A 14,549-nucleotide genomic window follows, 5' to 3' on the forward strand; every position below is an offset into this window, starting at 1 on the left:
CGGGCACAGCATGGGAGGACTCAAGGATGAACCGCATATCGCAACGGACCCGGCCCGTCGGGCTGATCGCCATCGGACTTCTGTTCGGCCAGTTCGCCCTGGCCGATCCGCCACCGCCAACCGCACCCTGCCTGCAGGCACCGCCGGCCACGGCGCGCTACCTGGGCGCCCCGCCACCCAGTTGCCAGCCCGCGGCCGGGCAACCAAGAACCGTTCAGCCGCCACAGCCGACGCAGCGGGTGATCGCCGAACCGACCGCCGAGCAGGTACTGCCCAGGCCGGTGGATACGCGCCGGTATTCGTTCTGATCCGCGAGACCAAACCATGAGCAACGATCGCGCGCCCAAAGCCTCGACGATCCTGGCCGACGGCTACTCCTATGTCGAAATATTCCACGAACCGGCCGACGCCGACGGCCACCCCCCCGTCGTGCCACGCATGGTGTTCCACGCGTTGCTCAGCCCCGCCCACCCCGACGACGACCCGTCGCCACAGGCCACGCGCGAGTCCGCGCCGTCATGAGCGGCGCGGCGGCCCTGGCACAGCGGTCAACGGCGTCACCCGCCATCGAGGATGTCATGCAAGGCACCACCACCATTGTCACGGTCACCTACGGCGACCGCCTGCGTTATCTGGAACAACTGGTCGAGCGCGCGCTGGGTTTTGCCGCCATCGACCGGGTGCTGATCGTCAGCAACGCCTCGACCGCGCCGCTGGCGCGCCTCGTCGAGCGCGCGCCCGGGCGCGTCGAACTGCTCGAACTGGGGCGCAATACCGGCTCGGCCAACGGCTACGCCGAAGGCATCGAGGCCGCGCTGGCCAGCGGCGCCGAGTACATCTGGCTGATGGATGACGACAACGCGCCAACCGCCGCCGCGGTCGACATCCTCCACCGCGAACTCGCGCGCCTGGGCCAGGCGCAGGGGCTGGACAAAGTCGCGGTGCTCGGCTTCCGGCCCACGCAGCAGGCCGACATCGCCCAGGGCGTACCGGCGCGCTTCGTCCGCCAGCCGCGTTCGAGCTCCTTCGGCTTCCATATCGCGCAGGTGCCCTACAAGTTCTGGCGCCGGCTGCCGTGGGGCCGGCCGACCGGGCACGCACCACAGACGATCGCCCTGCCGTTCGCCCCCTATGGCGGCATGCTCGCCCACCGCAGCCTCTACCAGCGCATCGGCGTACCGCTGCGCGAACTGGTGCTGTATGCCGACGACACCGAGTACACCCGGCGCATCAGTGCCAACGGCGGCTCGCTGTACCTGTTCAGCGAGGCGCTGATCGACGAGCTGGAGCTGTCGTGGAACATCAAGGCGCGCACCCGCAACATCTTCGAGGCCTTCCTGCTCGGCGACTCGGATTTCCGTGCCTACTACAGCGCGCGCAACCAGGCCTGGTTCGACGCCCACGTCTGGGCCGAATCGCCCTGGCTCTACCGCCTCAACCGCGCCGTCTTCCTGCTGCTGTTGCGCTGGGTCGCCCATCGCCACCACGCCGGCGAGCGGCTGCAACTGCTCGAGCGGGCGATTCGTGACGGCGAAGGGCGCCAGCTGGGCGTCAGCACCACCTTTCCGCTGCGCTGAGGGAGGCCTGCGCCATGAGTGAGCAAAGCCTGCAACGCAGCGGCAACAACTTCGACTGCCTGCGCCTGCTCGCCGCCTCGATGGTGGTGATCGGGCACAGCTACTGGCTGACCGGCCAGCCCGAGCGCGAGCCGATCCGACGCTTTTCCGGCGGCTACGACATGGCCGACGTGGCGGTGCATGTGTTCTTCGTGATGAGCGGCTACCTGATCGCCGCGTCCTGGCTGCACAGCCGCAGCCTGATCGAGTTCGCCGGCAAGCGCGCGCTGCGGATCTTTCCTGCCCTACTGGTTTCCACACTGTTCGCCCTGCTGGTGGTCGGCCCGCTGGCCACCGAGCTGCCACTGCGCGACTACCTGCGGCACGAGCTCACCACCGGCTACCTGGCCAACATGCTGCTGGTGACGCGCTTTCACCTGCCTGGCGTGTTCGCCGCCAACCCCTTTCCCGATACGGTCAACGGTTCGCTCTGGACCTTGCCATTCGAGGTCGGCATGTACGCGACCCTGCTGACGCTCGGCCTGTTCGGCCTGCTGCGCCGGCGCGTAGTCCTGCCGCTGCTGGGGCTGCTGTTCGTCGTGCATTTCCTCGCCATCGATCGGCTGGGCCTGACGAGCGAGGTGCTGTTCAAGTTCACCCGCCTGGGGCTGTTCTTTCTCGCCGGGGCCACGCTCTACCTCTATCGCGCGCAAGTCCCCTGGACCTGGAAACTGGCGCTGCCCCTGCTCGTCCTGAGCCTGGTCACCGGCGGCAGTACGCTGTGGAACCCGGTGCAGGTGCTGACCTTGCCCTACCTCACGCTCTACCTCGCCCAGCGCCCGCTGCCGGTGCTGTCGAACATCGGCCGGCACGGCGACTTTTCCTATGGTCTGTACATCTTCAGCTTTCCGACGCAGCAGCTGATCGTGCACTGGACGCAGGGGCAGATCGGCCTGGGCAGCATGATCGCCGTGAGCCTCGTGGCCAGCCTGGCGCTGGCCTGGCTGTCCTGGCACCTGGTCGAAGCGCCCGCCCTGGCGCTCAAGCGCTACCTGCCCCGCCCGCCCAGCGCACCGCTGCCGGCCGGCAGCGATCGGGCGGCTCAGTGAACCGTGGAGGCGGCCAGCCCGTCGCGCTGCAGTTCCATTTCCCGCAGCAGGCGCAGCTGGCGGACCCGCTCGAGGTTTTCCGCCGCCGTGGCGTAGTGCGAAGGCGACAGCTCCAGCGCACTGCGAAAGAACTGCTCGGCCTGGTCCAGCCGGCCCTCGACCAGGCAGATGTAGCCCACGTCATTGCTCGCCTGGGCCCGGCTGCCGCCACGCTCGAAGACCGCGATCGCTTCCTCGTAGCGCCCGCTGCGCGCCAGCAGCAGGCCGAAGTTGCGTAGCAGCGGCGAATACCCGGGCGACAGGTCAATGGCCCGGCGGTAGAGCCGCTCGGCCGCGTCCCACTGGCCGGCGAGGTAGTACGAATAGGCCTGGCTGTTGTTCACCAGCGGCGAGCGCGGGTCGATCTGCAGGGCCAGGCGGTAATAGCCCTCGGCCTCGGCGAACGACGACCCCAGGTCCGCCAGCACCCCCATCGCGTTGTACAGGCGCACCGGCGAAGCGCGGTCCACGCTCAGCTCGCCCGGCTGCAGCGCGCCTGCGCCCAGCGCTTTGCCCAGGCGCTGCTGATCCAGCGTCAGCGCCCGCTCGAGCGCGGTACGCGCCTGGCCCAGGTCGCGCTGCTCGAGGCGCAGCAAACCCAGTTCGGCCAGCGCCTCGATGTCATCCGGGGTCGCGGCGAGCACCTCGTTCAAGGCCATCTCGGCCAGCTGCAGGTTGCCCCGCTCGCGGTGGATCCGGCCGATCGCCACCAGTGCGGCGTAATGCTTGGGCTCGAGCTCGAGCGTACGCAGGTAGAGGTACAGCGCCTGGTCGAGATCACCCGCGCGGTAGGCGGCGTCGGCCATCAGCATCGCCTGGTTGGCGCTGCCGGCCTGCTTTCTCACCTGATAGAGCACCGAGTTGTCACCCGAGTAGACCGAGCGCACGCCCTGCTGCGTCGGCTCGAAACTCTGACAACCGGCGAGCACGCCGGTCGCCGCCACCAGTAATACGAGCTTGTTCATGTCACAGCCTCCCAAAGGCCTTGAGTACACCCACGATGGCCGGCCCGATGGCCACCAGGAAAAAACTCGGCCAGAGACAGAAGATCAGCGGGAAGACCAGCTTGGTGCCGATCTTCGCCGCCTGCTCTTCGGCCGCCTGGGTACGACGATCACGAAACTCCTCGGCATAGATGCGCAGCGTGTCCGCCACGCTGCTGCCGAAGCGGATGCTCTGCGCCAGCAGGCTGATCAGCCCGCCGATGTCCTTCAGCCCGGTCCGTTCGGCGAGATTGCGCAGCGCATCGGCACTGCTGATGCCGGCGCGGATCTCGGCATTGACCAGCGCCAGCTCCTCGGCCAGTTCGCCATGGCTGACCGAGAGTTCCTCGGCCACGCGCTCGATGGCCTGCGGCAAGGCCAGCCCGGACTCGACGCAGACGACCATCAGGTCCAGTGCATCGGGAAATGCCCTGCGCAGCCGGGCGATCCGCGCGGCCCGGCGCTTTTCCACCACCAGCGCCGGCAACAGCCAGCCGACGCCCGCCAGCACCGCCGCCAGCAACGCGACGTGCTTGAGGGCCAGACCGCTGAGCAGCGGCAGCAACAGCACCGCCGCGCTGCCCAGGCCGAGCGGCAGCAGCAGGCGCAAGGCCCAGTAGAGCTGCGGCGCGGACACCGAACGGTAGCCGGCCTGGATCAGCTGCAGCCGCGTCGCACTCGGCGCCGCCTGGTCACCACTGACGAAGCGCTGGCCGAGCCGCGCCAGCAGCAGTTGCACCCCGCCCGGCGGCTGGCTGGCGACGGCCGCACCGGCCTGGCCGCGGCCGATGGCGTGCAGGCGCCGGCGCACCGGGTCCTGCAAGCCGATGACCACCAGCCCCAGGGCGATCATGACCAGCACCAGGCTGACGCCCACCGCGGCGCTGAAGATCAGGCGCACCAGGCGCTCGTCCTTGACGGTTTCGCCGATCAGGCTCAGCAGATAGTCCATGATCCGTCTCCTCGAGGCGCTACACCTGGATGCGCACGATCCGGCGTATCCAGAAGATCCCCAGCAGCATGCCGACGAAGGCCGCCAGGGCCAGCTTGCGCCCCAGGGGTTCGTTGATCAGCATCGGCAGGTAGCCGGGCGTGGTCAGCATGATTCCGGCGGCGAGCACGAAGGGCACCGAGACCAGCACCCAGGCCGACATGCGCCCCTCGGCCGACAGCGTGCGCACCTTTCGCTGGAAGCGGAAGCGCTCGCGCACCAGCCGGCTCAGGCGCTCGAGCACCTCGGTGAGGTTGCCGCCGGTGTCGCGGTGAATCAGGATCGAGGTCACCAGCAGCATGACCGTCATGCTTGGCATGCGCTCGAGCAGCCCGAGCATCGCGCGGCGCACGTCATTGCCGTAGGCGATGTCGGCAAAGGCCAGATCGAACTCCTCGGCCACCGGCCCCTTCTGCTCCTCGGCGACCAGGCGCAGGGTCTCGTTGAACGGGTGGCCGGCACGCATGGCCCGGCACATGGCGTCCAGCGCATCGGGCAGGCCCTCCTCGAACTGCGCGAAGCGACGCGCACGCGCACTGACGATGCGCAGGACCGGCAGCCCGCTCGCCAGCAGGCCGAGGCCCAGCGCCAGCCATGCCAGCTTCGTCACCACCCACACCAGCATCGCCGTGACCAGCCCCAGGAGCAGGCCGAGCAGGACCACCCGGTACGCCAGATGACGGCGCCCGGCCTGTTCGATGGTCCGCCCGAGGCGCTCCATGCCCGGCAGCTGCTCGAGCCAGGCCTCCAGCGGCGAGAGGCGCTTGAGGTACTTCTGCCGCAACAGCACCTGCATGCTCTGCCCGTCACCGCTCTGCTCGAGCAGACGCAGGCGCTGGCGAATCCGCTTGCGCACCTGCCCCGCTTCACCGAACACCGGGATCGTCAGGCCCTGGCTGAGCAGGAATACCGCCAGAAACACCATGCCGAGAAAGATCAGCAGAAAGTCGCCGGATAGCGCGTTCATGACTGCAAGGCCTCCATCCAGTCCGGCCGGAACAGGCCCAGCGGCAGCTCGATGCCGCGCTTGCTCAGCCCGTCGCGGAACACCGGCACCATGCCGCTCGGGCGATAGTCGCCGAGCACCTCGCCGGCCTCGCCGATGCCGCGGCGCTCGAAACTGAAGATCTCGGTCATGGTGATGATGTCGCCTTCCATGCCGTTGATTTCCTGCACGCTGACCAGCCGCCGGCGACCATCCTCCTGCCGCTCGAGCTGCACCACCACGTCGATGGCCGAGGCGATCTGCTGGCGCAGCGCCTTCATCGGAAAGGTCGCGCCGGTCATCGACACCATGTTCTCGATGCGGCCCAGCGCATCGCGCGGGCTGTTGGCATGCACGGTGGTCAGCGAGCCATCGTGGCCGGTGTTCATCGCGGCCAGCATGTCCAGCGCCTCGCCGCCGCGCACCTCGCCGATGACGATGCGGTCCGGGCGCATGCGCAGCGCATTGCGCACCAGCTCGCGCTGGTTGATCTCGCCACGCCCTTCGATGTTCGCCGGGCGCGTTTCCAGCCGCACCACATGCGGCTGCTGCAACTGCAGCTCGGCCGAGTCCTCGATGGTGACGATCCGCTCGTTGTGCCCGATGAAGCTCGACAACACGTTGAGCAGGGTCGTCTTGCCGGTGCCGGTGCCGCCGGAGACCAGCACGTTGAGCCGGCCGCGCACGATGGCCTTGAGTACCAGCGCGATGGCCGGCGTCAGCGTCCCCATCTGCACCAGCGCATCGGCGTTGAGCAGGTCGACGGCGAAGCGGCGGATCGACAGGCTCGGCCCGTCGATGGCCAGCGGTGGAATGATCGCGTTGACCCGCGAACCGTCCTTCAGCCGGGCGTCGACCAGCGGCGAGGACTCGTCGATGCGCCGGCCCAGCGAGGACACGATGCGGTCGATGATGTTGAGCAGATGACGGTCGTCGCGAAAGCGCACATCGGTGCGCTGCAGTTTGCCGTGGCGCTCGACGTATACCGAGGCGTGGCCGTTGACCAGGATGTCCGACACGCTCGGGTCGGCCAGCAGCGGCTCGAGCGGGCCGAGGCCGAGCACCTCGTCGGTGATCTGGCGAATGATCGCCTGGCGCACCGCCACGCTGACCGGCGCGTTCTGCTCGTCGAGCAGCCGCTGGCAGATGTCGCGGATCTGCCGGCTTGCCTCGTCCGGCTCCAGCGAGTCGAGCAGCGACAGGTCCATGACCTTCAGCAGCAGCTGGTAGATGCGCTCGCGCCACTCGCACTCCAGCCCGCCGAGCTGGCTGCGCGTCTCGTAACGGTCCTCGGGGGCCTCGGCTTCCCAGGGCATGCCAAGCGTGGCGACAAGCGCCTCGGGCGGCGTCGCCGCGGCTTCGGTCGTGGGTCGTGCGCGCTGCAGGCGGCTGCGAAATTCGCTCAACATGGTCTATCCCCCGAACAGTCGGCCAATGGTGCGTTTGAACAGGCCCGGATCGCGCCGCTGCTCGCCGACCAGTTGCTGGCCGAGCTGGCGCAGCCCGCGCGTGATGCCGGCGCGCGGCGCCTGCAACTCCAGCGGAATGCCGGCGTTCTGGCATTCGCTGACGGTGGCGTAGTCGTTGGGCAGGGTCAGCACGCGTTCGCAGCGCAGGGCCTCGACGATGTCGCGCGTGCTGACCGGCGCGGATTTCTCGTAGCGGTTGACCACAACCTCGATGCGCCCGGCCTGCACCCCGAGGTCATCGCGCAGGATGCGCCACAGCCGCGCGGCGTCCTTCAGATGGCCGACGCTCTGCTGCAGTACCAGGTAGATGCGATCGGCCTTTTCCAGGGTGACGCCGGTCAGGTGGTCGATGTGCCGCGGCAGGTCGACCACGGTCCAGTCATAGCTGGTGCGCGCCAGGTCGAGCAGCGCTTCGAGCTGCTCCAGGCGCACGTCCTGGCTCAGGCACAGCTCGCCGGTGCGCACGCCGAGCACATCCAGCGTCGCGCTGAAATGGTTGCAGAAGCCGTGCAGCGCCACGCCGTCGAGGCTGTCGACGCGCTGCAGAACCTCCACCGGGCCGTGCGCGGGGTTGACGTCGAACGCGTGGGCGACGCTGCCGAATTGCAGGTCCATGTCCAGCAGCAGGGTCTTGCCACCCTGCACGCTGAGCTGGTGCGCCAGGTTGCAGGCGATCAGCGTCGCGCCGGCACCGCCCTTGGCGTTGATCACCGCCACCAGCCGTCCGCCTTCGGTCGCGCTGCTGCGTGCCTCGGCCACCTGCCGCAGCAGCGCCGCACGCAGCTCGCCCGGCGCGACCGGCTCGGGGAGAAAATCCCTTGCCCCGGCCTGCATCGCCAGGCGCACCGCCTCACGATTGTCCAGCGGCCCGTAGATCAACAGTGCGGGGCGCTGGCCACGCTCGCGTTGCAGCAGCGCGCCCAGCTCGTCGCGCCACAGCTGGCTGAGATGCAGCACCAGCACGTCCGGCAGCGGGTCGACGTTGTACAGCGGATCGGTATGACCGTTGCTGACCAGGCGGGTCGCCACACGGTAGTCCGGCAGGCCCTGCACCATGCTCTTGAAACCGGCGAGCGCATCGGCGTCGCGCCCGCAGAACAGCAGTTGCAGGGCCTGCGTCTCGGCCCGGGTCGGGGCGTCGCTGTCGACGAGTTTCAGCATGGCGTTATCTCCGGTACTTCATTGGGATCGGGTTGGCGGCCCAGGCTTTCCCGGGGCAGGATCGACTCGAACACCGGCAGGGTGAGCCCCGTCTGCATGCCTGGAATCAACAGGTCGAAGACGAAGCCCTCGATGCGCAGGCGCACATAGCGGATCTGCGCAAAGCCGCTTGCCAGCCCCGGGCCGGCGATCTCCGCGCCGTTGCCGTCGAGATAGGCCAGGCTCAGCTGCGAGCCGTCCAGGCCGCCGATCAGACGGCTGGCACCGTCATCATCGGCCTCGTTGAACATCGCCCGACGCAGTACGCGTGCATCCTGGATGTCGCACACCGCAGCCAGTCGCGCACCGCGGCGGACCGACTCGTTCAGCGCATTGACGGTAAAGGCCAGGCGCCCCAGTTCGAGCACACCGAACAGGGTGACGAACAGCAGCAGGCCGACGATGGCGAACTCCACGACGTAGGCGCCGCGCATCCGTTTGGCGTTCATCACAGGGCCCTCATCACGGTGCTCGCCTGCAGCGTCAACTGCAGCGGAATGGCCTCGCCGATCAGTGCCGGCAGCTCGGTGCCGATAACCGGCTGGTAGAGGTAGCGCAGGGTCACGCGGACGTGCTGGCTGCCCACCGCGGCAATCTCGACCGCGCTGCCGTCGAGCCCCTCGAGCCGGGGCTGGCCGCCGGCCGCGGGCGAGCCATAGAGGGCGAGGTTGCGCGTTTGCCCGGTCAGCTCGGCGTTGAGGTCCAGCTGGCCGAGGGTGCGGTTCCAGGCGTGCGCCGAGAGGTAGCGGCTCGAGTCGCGGCTGGCCTGCACCAGGGTGTTGTATTGCAATAGCAGGCGGCCCAGCTCACCGACGGTCAGCAGCAACAGCAGCAACAGCGGCAGGGCAATGGCGAACTCCACCATGGCCAGGCCTTGCTGGCTTTTGCGCGAGCGATAAAGAGGCGCTCTCATGCTCCCTCCTCACGAATCGTCACTGGGGGTACGGGCGTTATCGATGTAGGTCTTGTAGAGCTGGATGATCTGCGGGCCGCTGTCGTCGCTCGGGTCGATGTCCGGCTGGTTGTCACCGGCACATTCGCGCAGGAACTGGCCGAATATCTGCGCGTCCTTGCCGCCGGCGGGCAGCGGCTGGACGAGAAAGAAGCAGCCGAACCCCAGCACCGGCACGGAGGTCTGGCCGTTCTGCTTGCCGGTGCAGTCGCCCACCACGATGCGCAACACGCGCCGCTCCGCCACACCGCCGGCGGTGCAGCCTGACGGGCAGGCCGCCGTTGCCCGGCGCCAGTCGTTGTAATCGAGCAGCGCGCCCTGCCCGGTGAACAGGTTGCCATCGCGCGCTTGCACCGGCTGGCCATCATAGGTGGCCTGCTCGGCGCCTTCGTCCCATTCGATCAGCGGCGTCGAGTGGCTGATGATCTGATCTGGCGGGTAGCTCGCCGCCGAGCCGGCCAGCGAGCCCTTGTACTCACCGAAACGGGTGTTCAGCCCCTGCGCGACGGGGCCGACGGTATTGCCCGGCTCGGTCTCCACCGCCTCGCCGACCTGGTTGCATTGCTCGATGTCGCCGGCCAGCGCGGCGCGGACGTCCGCCGCCCCGCTGTTGCTGCCCAGGCGAATCAGCTGGAAATTGCCGGGGCCGATCGGCGAGGTGTTGCCCGCCCCGCTCTTGAGCACTTCCAGATCGCCGAAACGGTAGCCCCAGAACTGCCCGGCCGTCGGGTCGTTGCCATTGGGGTCGCCGCAGATCATCAGCGGTGCCACCTGGCACGGGGTGGTCGGGCTCGGGCCGGCGGTGGCGATGGCCGAGACGGCCTTGTCCGGCGTGTCGTCGGCGAGCAGGGAGAGGATCGGCCAGAAGAACCCCTGCAGCGGCTCGTTGGCCACCGAGACACGGACATAGCGCGCGGCCACCGGCCCTGGATAGGAGAACGGCCCGTAGACGCTCGTGGCGAGTTCGACCTGCACGAAGCCCGTGCCGTCCTCGGCCAGCGCGGTGGCCAACTCGTCGTTGCCATCGGCCTGCGCATTCAAGGTGAAGGTGCCGACGGCCGCGTCACGGGTCAGGCTGGCGGCGTTGCCGGTGCCGGACACCTGCAGCAGCGTGCGCGCGCCGCTGAGCGCGGCAGCATCGACCGCGTTCTGCAGGCGCGCCTTGTTCAGCAGCATGTGGCCGCCGTCCAGGGCCAGCGCCGCCATCGCCAGGATCGCGAGCATGGCGACCGTCACCAGCACCATGACAGCGCCCCGCTGGTGGGCCGGCCCCCGGTAAATGGCGCGTGGACTGTTCATGGCATTTGCCTCAGCGCTCGAAGCGGATCCGGATCGGTTCGGCCACGCGTTCGGCGTCACCGTGCGCCTCGCGGTAGCCCTTGAGCACCCGCTCGGTACGCGGCCCGTCAGCGGCCGGTGGCAGCGCCGTTCCGGGTTCGGCGGCCGTCGTCTTGTCGGCGATCTGCTGGTAGTGCACGGCCTGGACGGTCGAGCCCAGCGGGCCGACGCGAGCCTCTTCATAGGTGGTGCAGGCGGCAACCAGCGCCGCGCAACCCAGTACGAACACGGTTTTCATGGCGTTTCTCCGTCTAGTGCAGATCGTGGCCGAAGCGGCCTTCGCTGACGCCCAGGCTGACCGGCACGGTGCGGCCCGGCTGGCTGCCCTTGGTCTTGCCGAGCAGGTAGAACTCCAGGTCGCTCGGCGGCACGAAGTCGTCAGTCGGCAGGCGCACCGCCTTGGCATCGACCGGCGTGGCCAGATGCGGGGTAACCAGGATCACCAGTTCGGTTTCGCCATTGATGAACTGCTGGCTGCGAAACAGCATGCCGAGCACCGGCAGGTCGCCCAGCCCGGGGAAGCGGCTGACGAAGTCGCGGCTGTTCTCGCTGATCAGGCCGGCGATGGCGATGGTCTGGCCATCGCGCAGCTCCACGGTCGACTGCGCGCTGCGCTTGGTCAGCGAGGGAATGACCTGGGCGACGCCATCGCCGAGCACGCTCTCCAGGCCGGTATCGAGCACCAGCGCGTTGGTGTTCGAAAGCTCGCTGACCGAGACGTTGAGGTTGAGGTTGATGCGCCCGCTGTCGAGCACTACCGGGAGAAACTTCACGCCGACGCCGAATTCCTTGTATTCGATGGTGATGCCGTCGTCTTCGGTGATCGGCACCGGGAATTCGCCGCCGGAGATGAACTCGGCCTGCTGTCCGGTCAGCGTGGTGAGCGTGGGCTCGGCGAGCACCTTGGCGGTGCCGTTGTCCTTCGAGGCCTCGAGCACCACGTTGAAGAGGAATTCGTCGGAGAGGAACTGGCCGAAGATGCCCTTGCCGTCACCGAACAGGGTAGTCGGGTCGAGGTTGCCATCCCCGTTGAAGCCGAGCCCGGCGCCATTGTTGAAACCGCCGCTGGACCAGCGCGAGGACGAGCCGAAGTCCAGCGCGTTGAAGCGCACGTTGAGGTTCTTGAACAGGTTGCGCTGCATTTCCGCGACCTTCACCTCGAGCATCACCTGCTGGCTGCCGCCGACCGACATCAGGTTGATGACTTCCGGGCCCTTGCTCTTGCTGCGGCCGGCCGCGCTACTGCCCTCCTCGACCTGCGGCGCACTGGCCGCCGCGTAGCTGGTCGCCAGCTTCAGCGCGGTGTCCATCACTGCCGCACTGCTGACCTGGCCACGCAGAACCAGCGCGCCCTGGGCGCTGGCCACTTCGATGGTTTCCTTCGGCAGCACCTCGTGCAGCCGTGCCTTGAGCCCGCCCAGGTCATGCACGACCTGCAACTCGAGGCTGTCGATCAGGCGGTCGCGCGCGTCCCAGAGCAGCACATTGGTGCTGCCCAGCGAGCGGCCCAGCAGATACAGCTGGGTCGGCGTGGTGATGAGAATGTCGGCAATCCCCGGGTTGCCGACCGAGATGCGCTTGACCGGCGCCCGCGTGGTCAGCACCCGCGACTGATAGATCGGCACCTTGACCGCATCGGTGTTGGCCGCCGGCAGCGCGCGGACGGCCGCTTGCGGCTCGGCGGCCACGACCAGGGACGGCAGGATCGCGCCTGCAAGCATTACGGCGACTACGGCGGCGTTTCGCACAGGTTTCATGTGAATTCTCCTTGTCGATTCCGGCCCGCCGCGGCGGGCGCCGAGCGAGCTACAACCTGACTCTGTTCACATCGGTGCCACGGATGACCGTCACCCCGGCCGGCTGGGCCGGACGCGGGCGCGCCGGCGCCTTGACCGGCGCGGCGACCGGCTGGGCCACGGCGACCGGCTGGACGGCCTTGCGCGAGTTGTCCAGCGGGTTGCGCAGCGCCAGTTGCAGCTGGCCTTCGCTCATCGCCTTGACCAGCTTTTCCGCTTCCTCGGGCGCCATTTCCAGGGTGACGGCGCGCACCACGACCGGCTGCGTCTTGTCGGTGCTGGCGGTCTGGTCGACGGCGAGCACCCGCAGGTCCTCGAGAATGGTCCGCGCCTGCGATTCCTCGCCGTTGCCGACGCGCCGTGTGGCGAGCACGTCGACGCGATTGCCCGGCAGGAGGAAGCCACCGACCCCGACCACATCGTCGACCCGTACCGACACCGCGCGCTTGCTCTTGTCGATCAGCGAGGCCAGCGTGCTGCCCCCCAGGTGCTCGGCGACGCGCGGCTGGCGGACCATGTCGCCGCGCAGCATGCCAAAGGTGGCGATCTTGCCGGCGACCTGCTCGATCGACTCGAAGGCGTCATCCGGCACGGTGTCGCGCGGCATGCGCACCAGGGCGAGCTGACGTGCCTCGATCATCTGGCCGAAGGGGATCTCCATGGTGGCGACCACCACATTGCGTTGGGCGTCGTCGGGCGCGGCGTTCAGACGGCTGTTGAGCCAGTCGTTGGCGAGCCAGGCTGCGCCGAGTCCGAACAACAACGAAAGTGCGACGAGGCTGAAGCTGCGCGAGCCCATGGCCGTTCTCCTTGTTCCGTTTCGTGTTGGATGAAGTAGTTCTGCCAGGCCCAGGCAAGGTCCTCGCAACGAGGCCCGCCAGCTCCATGGAAGTAGCGCCTGCGGTCGCAGGCCATGTTCAGCAGGTCACGCGGGTGGCACGGCGACAGCGGCATGCCGCTGGGTGCGTAAAGCTCGTTCAGGACATAGGCCAGTAACGCCGGGTCGAAGTCGATGTGAAGGCGCGTCGACTCCATGCGCCAGATGCGCTCGAAGGCCTGCGCATCGGGGTGGCCGAAGTGCAGCTTGTGGCCGATCCGGCGCAGGAAGGCGCCGTCGGCCAGATCCAGCGGGTCGAAGTTGGTCGAAAACACCAGCAGCACGTCGAACGGCAGGCTGCAATGACGCCCGCCGCCCAGGTTGAGGAAGTCTTCGCGCTCTTCGAGCGGCACGATCCAGCGATTGAACAGCTGCTCGGGCGGCATGCGCTGGCGACCTAAGTCGTCGATCACGAACAGGCCGTTGGCCGCCTTGAGCTGCAACGGCGCATGGAACAGCCGGGCCACCGGGTCGTGGCGAATGTCCAGCTGATCCATGCCCAGCTCGCCGCCCACCCGCAGCTGCGGACGCAGGCAGCAGGCCAGACGCCGGTCGATGCCTTCGCCGAGCAGCAGGTTGTTGCGCGTGGCATCGTCTTCCAGACGCCGGTGGATCTGTGCGTCGTAGATGGGCACGATCGCATCGTCGATGGCGATCGCGTGGGGCACCCAGATCGCCTCTTCGAAAAGCCTGATCAGGCGGCTGGCAATAAAGGTCTTGCCGGTACCGGGCGGCCCGTAGAGCATCAGCGCCCGGTTGGAATTGAGCGCGACTCCGAGCCGGTCGAGCATGTCGTCGCTCAGCACCACGTCACGCATCGCCTCGCGGATGGCCTGGCGGTCGACGCGCGAGGCGTGCACCGTCTGCAGCCGCAGCAGCGATCGATAGGCGTCCACGGCAAAGGGCGCCGGGCCCAGGTAGCCGCTGCGCTGCAGGGCATCGCGCGTGGCCTCGCGGCCTCGCTCGGTAAGCCCGTAGCGCAGCGTCTGACCCTGTCCCTGGCCCAGCACTTCAATGCGACCGTCCTGGCGCAGCCCGTTGAGCACCTCGTCCAGCACTATCCCTGGCAGGCGTAGACGAGACGCCATCCTTGGCAGGTCCAGCGCACCGGCGTCCAGCAGGTGTTTGCACAAGAGCTCGGCCAGCAGCGTCTCGCCGAGCCCTGTATCGGCAATGCAGCGGGGTGAGGGCGCCAGGCGTTGCACGCGTTCGCGCAACGTCGCTCCATCGGCCTGCTCGTTCGCGTCCTGCATA

The 14,549-nt window shown here is 68.3% G+C and carries 16 protein-coding genes; 4 read left to right on the forward strand and 12 right to left on the reverse strand.

The features are described from left to right. The first annotated feature begins 26 nt into the window (after positions 1–26). From CL52_RS11605 to CL52_RS11620, 4 genes are read left to right on the forward strand one after another with little or no spacing between them, the layout of a single operon-like run. Positions 27–308 (forward strand): hypothetical protein, encoded by a 282-nt coding sequence (locus tag CL52_RS11605; RefSeq protein ID WP_043220758.1) that lies wholly within the window; start codon positions 27–29, stop codon positions 306–308. 16 nt (positions 309–324) lie between these two features. After that, positions 325–522 (forward strand): hypothetical protein, encoded by a 198-nt coding sequence (locus CL52_RS11610; RefSeq protein ID WP_043220760.1) that lies wholly within the window; start codon positions 325–327, stop codon positions 520–522. 56 nt (positions 523–578) lie between these two features. Continuing rightward, the gene (locus CL52_RS11615) at positions 579–1,577 is read left to right on the forward strand and encodes a glycosyltransferase (protein WP_043220762.1); all 999 of its coding nucleotides are present in this window, start codon (positions 579–581) and stop codon (positions 1,575–1,577) included. 14 nt (positions 1,578–1,591) lie between these two features. Next, positions 1,592–2,665, forward strand: coding sequence for an acyltransferase family protein (locus tag CL52_RS11620; RefSeq protein WP_043220765.1), 1,074 nt, complete (start codon positions 1,592–1,594; stop codon positions 2,663–2,665). On the opposite strand, the gene CL52_RS11625 is transcribed toward CL52_RS11620, so the two are convergent. The 12 genes from CL52_RS11625 to CL52_RS11680 are packed head-to-tail and all read right to left on the reverse strand — an operon-like array spanning position 2,659 to position 14,548. After that, positions 2,659–3,669, reverse strand: a complete 1,011-nt coding sequence (locus CL52_RS11625) for a tetratricopeptide repeat protein (RefSeq protein WP_043220768.1) — start codon at positions 3,667–3,669, stop codon at positions 2,659–2,661. The genes CL52_RS11620 and CL52_RS11625 overlap by 7 nt on opposite strands. A gap of 1 nt (position 3,670) precedes the next feature. Then, complete coding sequence (locus CL52_RS11630) at positions 3,671–4,639, reverse strand: type II secretion system F family protein (protein WP_043220772.1); 969 nt, start codon at positions 4,637–4,639, stop codon at positions 3,671–3,673. 19 nt (positions 4,640–4,658) lie between these two features. Next, complete coding sequence (locus CL52_RS11635; protein ID WP_043220773.1) at positions 4,659–5,645, reverse strand: type II secretion system F family protein; 987 nt, start codon at positions 5,643–5,645, stop codon at positions 4,659–4,661. Continuing rightward, a complete protein-coding gene (locus CL52_RS11640; protein ID WP_041104842.1) occupies positions 5,642–7,072 on the reverse strand; it encodes a TadA family conjugal transfer-associated ATPase in 1,431 nt (476 codons plus the stop codon). The genes CL52_RS11635 and CL52_RS11640 overlap by 4 nt, the downstream gene beginning before the upstream one ends. Before the next feature lie 3 nt (positions 7,073–7,075). Beyond that, entirely contained in the window at positions 7,076–8,293 is a 1,218-nt protein-coding gene (locus CL52_RS11645; protein ID WP_043220776.1) for an AAA family ATPase, read from the reverse strand. After that, entirely contained in the window at positions 8,287–8,781 is a 495-nt protein-coding gene (locus tag CL52_RS11650; protein ID WP_041104838.1) for a TadE/TadG family type IV pilus assembly protein, read from the reverse strand. The genes CL52_RS11645 and CL52_RS11650 overlap by 7 nt, the downstream gene beginning before the upstream one ends. After that, on the reverse strand, positions 8,781–9,245 hold the full coding sequence (locus CL52_RS11655) for a TadE/TadG family type IV pilus assembly protein (protein ID WP_041104836.1): 465 nt from the start codon (positions 9,243–9,245) through the stop codon (positions 8,781–8,783). Before CL52_RS11655 ends, CL52_RS11650 begins: the two co-directional genes overlap by 1 nt. A gap of 9 nt (positions 9,246–9,254) precedes the next feature. Further along, complete coding sequence (locus CL52_RS11660; RefSeq protein WP_041104834.1) at positions 9,255–10,583, reverse strand: pilus assembly protein TadG-related protein; 1,329 nt, start codon at positions 10,581–10,583, stop codon at positions 9,255–9,257. A gap of 10 nt (positions 10,584–10,593) precedes the next feature. After that, the gene (locus CL52_RS11665) at positions 10,594–10,860 is read right to left on the reverse strand and encodes a hypothetical protein (protein ID WP_041104832.1); all 267 of its coding nucleotides are present in this window, start codon (positions 10,858–10,860) and stop codon (positions 10,594–10,596) included. Positions 10,861–10,873: 13 nt separating this feature from the next. Continuing rightward, on the reverse strand, positions 10,874–12,379 hold the full coding sequence (locus CL52_RS11670; protein ID WP_043220777.1) for a type II and III secretion system protein family protein: 1,506 nt from the start codon (positions 12,377–12,379) through the stop codon (positions 10,874–10,876). A gap of 49 nt (positions 12,380–12,428) precedes the next feature. Beyond that, positions 12,429–13,217: a Flp pilus assembly protein CpaB gene (cpaB, locus tag CL52_RS11675; RefSeq protein ID WP_043220779.1), complete on the reverse strand. Its 789-nt coding sequence runs from the start codon at positions 13,215–13,217 to the stop codon at positions 12,429–12,431. Next, positions 13,124–14,548 carry a DUF8689 domain-containing protein gene (locus CL52_RS11680; RefSeq protein WP_063613250.1) on the reverse strand — a complete coding sequence of 475 codons (1,425 nt, stop codon included), beginning with the start codon at positions 14,546–14,548 and terminating at the stop codon, positions 13,124–13,126. Before CL52_RS11680 ends, cpaB begins: the two co-directional genes overlap by 94 nt. Position 14,549: the final 1 nt, after the last annotated feature.

The organism is Stutzerimonas balearica DSM 6083, from assembly GCF_000818015.1.
Classification (GTDB): Bacteria; Pseudomonadota; Gammaproteobacteria; order Pseudomonadales; family Pseudomonadaceae; genus Stutzerimonas; species Stutzerimonas balearica.

Bases quoted from the DNA above. Each gene is read 5' to 3' on its own strand.
- CL52_RS11605 (WP_043220758.1), top strand. From the start codon at position 27: ATGAACCGCATATCGCAACGGACCCGGCCCGTCGGGCTGATCGCCATC.
- CL52_RS11610 (WP_043220760.1), top strand. From the start codon at position 325: ATGAGCAACGATCGCGCGCCCAAAGCCTCGACGATCCTGGCCGACGGC.
- CL52_RS11615 (WP_043220762.1), top strand. From the start codon at position 579: ATGCAAGGCACCACCACCATTGTCACGGTCACCTACGGCGACCGCCTG.
- CL52_RS11620 (WP_043220765.1), top strand. From the start codon at position 1,592: ATGAGTGAGCAAAGCCTGCAACGCAGCGGCAACAACTTCGACTGCCTG.
- CL52_RS11625 (WP_043220768.1), bottom strand. From the start codon at position 3,669: ATGAACAAGCTCGTATTACTGGTGGCGGCGACCGGCGTGCTCGCCGGT.
- CL52_RS11630 (WP_043220772.1), bottom strand. From the start codon at position 4,639: ATGGACTATCTGCTGAGCCTGATCGGCGAAACCGTCAAGGACGAGCGC.
- CL52_RS11635 (WP_043220773.1), bottom strand. From the start codon at position 5,645: ATGAACGCGCTATCCGGCGACTTTCTGCTGATCTTTCTCGGCATGGTG.
- CL52_RS11640 (WP_041104842.1), bottom strand. From the start codon at position 7,072: ATGTTGAGCGAATTTCGCAGCCGCCTGCAGCGCGCACGACCCACGACC.
- CL52_RS11645 (WP_043220776.1), bottom strand. From the start codon at position 8,293: ATGCTGAAACTCGTCGACAGCGACGCCCCGACCCGGGCCGAGACGCAG.
- CL52_RS11650 (WP_041104838.1), bottom strand. From the start codon at position 8,781: ATGAACGCCAAACGGATGCGCGGCGCCTACGTCGTGGAGTTCGCCATC.
- CL52_RS11655 (WP_041104836.1), bottom strand. From the start codon at position 9,245: ATGAGAGCGCCTCTTTATCGCTCGCGCAAAAGCCAGCAAGGCCTGGCC.
- CL52_RS11660 (WP_041104834.1), bottom strand. From the start codon at position 10,583: ATGAACAGTCCACGCGCCATTTACCGGGGGCCGGCCCACCAGCGGGGC.
- CL52_RS11665 (WP_041104832.1), bottom strand. From the start codon at position 10,860: ATGAAAACCGTGTTCGTACTGGGTTGCGCGGCGCTGGTTGCCGCCTGC.
- CL52_RS11670 (WP_043220777.1), bottom strand. From the start codon at position 12,379: ATGAAACCTGTGCGAAACGCCGCCGTAGTCGCCGTAATGCTTGCAGGC.
- cpaB (WP_043220779.1), bottom strand. From the start codon at position 13,217: ATGGGCTCGCGCAGCTTCAGCCTCGTCGCACTTTCGTTGTTGTTCGGA.
- CL52_RS11680 (WP_063613250.1), bottom strand. From the start codon at position 14,548: ATGCAGGACGCGAACGAGCAGGCCGATGGAGCGACGTTGCGCGAACGC.